This window comes from Shewanella sp. SR44-4 (assembly GCF_014163715.1).
GTDB lineage: Bacteria > Pseudomonadota > Gammaproteobacteria > Enterobacterales > Shewanellaceae > Shewanella.
Window position 1 is genome coordinate 1 of record NZ_JACJDU010000105.1, and the last position, 1,880, is coordinate 1,880.

A 1,880-nucleotide genomic window follows, 5' to 3' on the forward strand; every position below is an offset into this window, starting at 1 on the left:
GTCGCAGGTAAGCAAGTGCTTTAATTATTCAAAAGATATGGCGATCGATTGATGATCATCAAAAGACGTTCAGTTAGCACTGGAAAGCCTTTTGTTATGCCTTAAAATAGGCTTCATGAAAAATGTACTCGCCCTTCAACAGCGTATTGCTGAACTTGAAAAACTGTTAGCGCAGAAGGATGCACAAATCGCAGCCTTGGAAGAGCGCTGGCGCTTGGCCCAACAAAAACAATTCGGCAAAAGTGCTGAAGGCTTTGTAGGGCAAGGCGAGCTGTTTAATGAAGTGGAAGAGATTGTTGAGGAAGTTGAGGCAGAGCAACAATCCATTAGCTACACCCGTAAAAAGCCGGTGCGAAAGCCACTACCAAAAGACTTACCCCGAGAGCAGGTTATTCACGATATAGCAGATAAAACCTGTGATTGTTGTGGCGGTGAGCTACATAAAATGGGTGAAGATAAGTCAGAAAAGCTTGAGTTTATTCCCGCTCAAATCAAAGTGATTGAGCACATTCGGCCTAAGTACGCCTGCCGTCACTGTGATAAATCCTCAACTCAAACACAGATAAAGCAAGCCTCAATGCCTGCCATGCCCATCAACAAAGGCATTGCAACAAGCAGTTTGCTCAGTCAGCTTATCACCAGTAAATACCAATATGGGTTACCGCTTTATCGCCAGGAAGCCATGTTCAAGCAATACGGTATTGAGCTCAGTCGCCAGACCATGAGCAGCTGGATAGACAAATCCGCTGCACTCTTCGCGCCACTAGTTGAGCGACTTAAAGCCGAGCTGTTAAAGCAGCCCACGTTGTTTGCCGATGAAACGCCATTAAAGGTGGTGAAATCCGATAAAGTGAACAGCTACATGTGGGTGTATTGCTCAGGTCGAGATTCACCAGACCCGAATAATCCTATCCCTAATATCGTGCTTTACGACTTCCGCAATAGTCGCGCGGCCGCCTGCGTGGTTAATTATCTTGATGGATATCACGGGTATTTACACGTGGATGGTTATCAGGCCTATGCCAAAACAGAGGCAACCTTAATCGGCTGTTGGGCTCATGCTCGTCGTAAATTTATCGACGCGAAAAAGCTGCAAGGGAAAAATAAAACCGGCAAAGCGGATGTGGTATTGAGCCTTATCCAAAAACTGTACGGCGTTGAGTCACGCGTTAAAGATAAAAGTGCGGATGATAAATACACGACAAGACAACAAGCCAGTGTGCCTATACTGGACAAGCTAAAAAATTGGCTTGAGCAGAACCAGCTAAATTTAGTGGGCAATACCAAACTGATTGAGGCGGCTAATTACCTGGCTAATCAATGGCACAAGCTCATTCGGTATGTCGATGATGGACGACTCAGCATCGATAATAATAGAGCTGAACGCGCGGTAAAACCGTTTGTGATAGGCCGAAAAAATTGGTTATTTAGCCAAACGGCTAACGGTGCACATGCAAGTGCCACCCTTTACAGCATTGTGGAAACCGCCAAAATAAATGGTCTAATCCCATTTGATTACATCATGGTTTGCCTTGATGAACTGTGTAAACCAGCTCCTGATATCGACAGCCTGTTACCCTGGAATTTTAAACAGTAGGTGTGGTTCGCTAGACGGTTACGAAATTTATGCCGGTAATGCGCTTATATACATCCAAAAGAGCAGGTCAACAGCATGAGTGTGCGCTTTTTACTCACAATGAATGATTTAAATATAGAATCACTTCCAATCATTCATGAAGAGAAAAAGTTATGAGCAAATGTAGTTTGAAAAATATACTGAGTCTGTTCGTAAAATGTTCGTAATCTCGCCCAGCCCAAAAGAGTCACTAATTGATAAAACCCATTCTATTGGATAATAGTAATTTGCAATCGAATGGGTA

General features: G+C 43.8%; 1 protein-coding gene. It reads left to right on the forward strand.

What is annotated here, in order from left to right; translation table 11 throughout:
- Positions 1 to 115: 115 nt before the first annotated feature.
- Positions 116 to 1,597 (forward strand): IS66 family transposase, encoded by a 1,482-nt coding sequence (gene tnpC, locus H5125_RS21560; RefSeq protein WP_182745473.1) that lies wholly within the window; start codon positions 116 to 118, stop codon positions 1,595 to 1,597.
- Positions 1,598 to 1,880: the final 283 nt, after the last annotated feature.

Bases quoted from the DNA above. Each gene is read 5' to 3' on its own strand.
- tnpC (WP_182745473.1), top strand. From the start codon at position 116: ATGAAAAATGTACTCGCCCTTCAACAGCGTATTGCTGAACTTGAAAAA.